This is a genomic window from Protofrankia sp. Cas8, from assembly GCF_963555845.1.
Taxonomy (GTDB): domain Bacteria; phylum Actinomycetota; class Actinomycetes; order Frankiales; family Frankiaceae; genus Protofrankia.
In genome coordinates, this window is record NZ_CAUVXI010000011.1 from 54595 (window position 1) to 57073 (window position 2479).

2 protein-coding genes are annotated in these 2479 nt (G+C 66.4%); both read right to left on the reverse strand.

All coding sequences use genetic code 11. From position 1 onward, the window contains the following. Window positions 1–1258 (reverse strand): right-handed parallel beta-helix repeat-containing protein (locus U9977_RS03825; RefSeq protein WP_322747755.1); only part of this gene is annotated, 1258 nt, incomplete at its 3' end. Between the two features lie 22 nt (window positions 1259–1280). Next, window positions 1281–2479: glycosyltransferase family 2 protein (locus U9977_RS03830; RefSeq protein WP_322747756.1), on the reverse strand; the 1199-nt coding region annotated here is incomplete at its 5' end.

Below are 2479 nucleotides of genomic sequence, written 5' to 3' on the forward strand. Positions count from 1 at the left end.
CCTGTACCGCGGCGTCGATCACGCCGCTGACGGTGTTGTCGATGATCTGGGTGCCGTTCGCACCGCTCTTGACCACGATGCCCACCGAACTGCCCGAGACCGTGTTGCCGCGGACGGTCCCGTCCTCACCGCCGAGGACCCGAATGCCGTACCGGCCGTTGTCGGTGAGCGTGTTGGCCTCGATGACGGTGCCCTTGACCTGGTTGATCTGCACCCCGGTCGCGGTGGCGACGATGCCGATGCCACGACCGTCCAGGGTGATGCCGTCACCGCTGTTGCCCGAGATCGTGCTGCGCATCACCCGGGAGCCCGACGCGCGGTCGATGGTGATGCCGTCACCGTGGTTGGCGATGGCGGTGCTACCGGAGATAAGGGTGCTGATCGCGTCCCGGTGGACGGCGAGACCGGCACGGTCGTTGCCCTCCAGCCGGACGTTGACCATCTGAATGTTTTCGCTACCGGAGATGTAGGCACCCCACACGTTGTTGATGAACGTGGAGTTGGCCGCGCCGCCGGTACTGGGCTGACCCTTGCTACCCGTCCAGGCGAGCCCACCGGAACGGCCGTTCCAGAAGCCGAGGTTGGACACGCGCGCGTTGCGCACGACCAGCTCGCCACCCATCGTGCGGATGTAGGCACGCCCGTCAACCACGTTGAGGTCGGGTTTGAGTTCCTTGACATCCCAGGATGTGACATTCATCGGTTGCTGGGCGTTACCGCCGTTGATCTCGAGGGCGCCGCGCCAGCTCGTCAGCGCTGCGAACCCCGCGGGGCTGCTGGCCAGACGCAGCGACCCGTACTTCGAGTCGATGATGAGGCGTGCGTTCGGCCCGACCACGATGTTGATCTGCACCAGGAGCGCACCGTCGACCTCCTTGCGCATACCGCCGGCCGCGACAACCTCGTCGACCGTGTAGGGAGCCGGACGTCCCGGCAGCAGCAGGGTGGAGAGGGTGCCCTGGTTCTGCACGATGGCCGGCGCCTTGAGCACGCCGAACTTCGCAAACGTCGCCCGCAGTCGAATGTCTTCGGCGGCGACCAGGTTGGCCTCCCGCTTGGCGTCCGCGGAGGTGACCGGGGGCAACGGCGGCAGTGCCGCCGCCGTTGCCACGCCCACGATGCCTGGAACAGCCATGAAGCCTGGAACGACGACCAAGCACATACCGACGAGCGCGCCGCACACGCGCACGCGCGCCCGCCGCGGTGGCCGGCGGCGGGCGTCGGAGGCCGAACGCTGGGCACCGGAGAGTCCAGACATCGGGGTGATCATGAAACTCCGATCATTTTTGACTCATCCGAACGGACGCGTCCGACTGCCCCTCGCCGCCGATCAGGTCGGCGCGGCGGGTCAGCCAGCCCTGCTTGTTCATGGTGAAGAACGCCCATGTCTTGATCGGAAGTGCGACAACTACGATCATCAGAACGACCACCGGGAGGATGAAGATGTCCCGCGGATGCTCCCGCAGGTGGGAGAATCCACGCACGGCGCGTCCGCCCAGGAGCCATGCGACCGCGATCAGAGGGGCGTTCGCCTGCGGTCGCGCGATCCAGAACCCGAGGTAGGTCATGGCCACCCCCATGGTGACCGGGGTCAGCAGGATCTGGAGAACGCTGATCTGGCAGATCAACGGCTGCCGGAACAGCCAGCCCTTGTAGATCGCCGTGAGGTAACAACGGTAGGAGTTGCGGCTCCAGCGGACCCGCTGCTTGATGAACGGTTTCAACTTGTCCGGGAACATCGAGATCGCACGGGCCGAGTCCTGGTGCATGGTCTTGTAACCGGACGCCAGGGTGAGCCAGGTCAGCCGGCCGTCGTCCCCGGCGATGCAGCGCCGGCCCAGGAAGAACTCGTTCTCCAGGTTGTGGAGCACCGGAGCGATGGCTTCCCGGCGGTAGGCGGCCGTCCGGCCGGAGAGACAGGCGACCGCGCCGGCCCGACCCTGCGCCGGTACGTAGTCGAGGTAGCGGATGTCGACCAACCAGTTCGCCACCCGGCGCCAGACGCTGGTGCGCGCGTTGTAGACGCTCTGGCGGGTACCGACCCCGCCGACCTTGGGATCGACGAAGGGCATCTGGACCGCGGCGAGCAGGCCCGGCTCCCAGGCCGTGTCGGAGTCGCAGAGCACCACGATCTCCTTGGTGGCCGCGGCGATGCCGACGCCCAGCGCCGACCGCTTGCCCTCGTGCACGAAAGGCATCACCCGCATGACCGGATTTTGCCGAGCGTGCCTGGTCAGCCGCTTGATGAGTTCGACGTCCTCGACATCCGGGACGATGATGAGCTCATCAGGACCCTGGTCGAGCCAGGTCTTGAGACAGCGTTCGATGACGTCAGGGTCTTCCCGGAAGGAGGGAACGACGACGGACGTCGAGGCGCGGAAGTCATTCTCGATCGGCTTGTAGCGAGAGGACAATAGCCGTCGGAACAACCACACGGACCACGAGACCACTCCCGCGATCCCCAGGGGAACGACACCCC